This is a genomic window from Patescibacteria group bacterium, assembly GCA_020148145.1.
Classification (GTDB): Bacteria; Patescibacteriota; Minisyncoccia; order Minisyncoccales; family JAHCRE01; genus JAHCRE01.
Genome location: JAHCRE010000023.1, coordinates 1 through 1,520 on the forward strand (window position 1 = coordinate 1; position 1,520 = coordinate 1,520).

Consider the following 1,520-nt stretch of genomic DNA (forward strand, 5'->3'; position numbering starts at 1 on the left):
GTTCACCGAAAGGTAATTTAGGTATTCGTATAAAAATGTAGCATATATTCTACACATTTAATACATCTAAAAGGAATTGATACCATGGAGATGTGATAACACTAAATGGTCAGGAAATAATGCCTAACAGATTAATATCTATGATTAGATCTTAGAACAATACCTTGCAGGTTTTACTCTAATCATGAGGCTATGATGAGAGTTTTAAGGAGAAATTACATATTTTGATTAGATATAATAACACCGGGTAAGTTTTGAACCGAAATCTAGAATAGAAATTATCATATTACAATATGAATAGCAATGGATTTAGAATTACAAAAAAAATCTCTGATCGTTTAATCAACCTTATTGATATCATTTTTGGTGTAGTTGTAGCACACAGTTTCATGATAATTTTTGTGGCTAATCAATCTAATTCCAAATTACAATTAAATTCATACCTTTTACTTTTCTTAGCTTACACTGCTATAGTTTTGAGTTGGATGGGATATCATAAAATGATGGTATACAATTTTTATAAACAGAACAAATATGGATATCTTCGATTTAGCTTGGATATTTTACTCGTGTTTCTTTATGCTGTATTGCTCTATTCCTATGATAATTCTATTCGGTTTTTTTCTATCCTTCCAATAATCTTTTTTATTTATACCATTGGAGGTATTCTTAGAAATAAGGAATACAATAATAATGTCAGTTGGCCAAAAGGATCTTTAATGTTCACAGGTCTTTTTACTATCAATTTTCTTATTTATTATATATGGACACACTTAAAAATTAATTATAATATTTTCCTATTTAATGTAATATGTGGATTAACATTTATTTACTTAATTTGGTATAGATGGAAAAGAGAAAAAAAGGGATTTAAAAAATGAATTTTGATTTAAGAAATTCCAAATTAAAAGTTGGTGTGGATATCGATGGTGTCCTTGGGGATCAAGTATCTCCAGTTTTGTCTAAGATTCATGAAAAATATGACATCATCTTAGAGAAAAAAGATATTATAGAATGGGATTTTGAGTTTGGGAATACTAACATCGAAATTGAGATAAATAATGCATTGCTTTGTAGAGATTTTGTATTAAATATGCCAGTAATTAATGGTGCAAAAGATGGTATTAAATATCTGCAAAAAAATTATTCTGTCTTTATAGCTTCTTCTAGGCCTAAGAAAACTGAAAAAGAAACTTTACAATGGCTTTCTTCAGAATTCAATATTTATGGATATATTAATACACGTAATATCAATAAGGGATCATTAGAATTTGATATTCTAATTGATGACAATCTTACAAATATTGAAAATTTTTCAAGAAATCAAGGTATTGGTATACTATTTTCCCAACCATGGAATCAGAAACGTCAAACGATTAAAGATCTGATCTCCAAACATAAAGTATTTTGCTGTGATAATTGGAAAAGTATCGAAGATACGATGAACATATTAAACAAGTGAAATTATATATTGTGGCAAATTTAATGAGTGATTTTTTACTATACAAAGCCAGAAAAAA

At 27.4% G+C, this 1,520-nt stretch carries 1 protein-coding gene; it reads left to right on the plus strand.

The features are described 5' to 3' along the window. Window positions 1–877: 877 nt before the first annotated feature. A complete protein-coding gene (locus KJA15_04430; GenBank protein MBZ9572549.1) occupies window positions 878–1,462 on the plus strand; it encodes a hypothetical protein in 585 nt (194 codons plus the stop codon). Window positions 1,463–1,520: the final 58 nt, after the last annotated feature.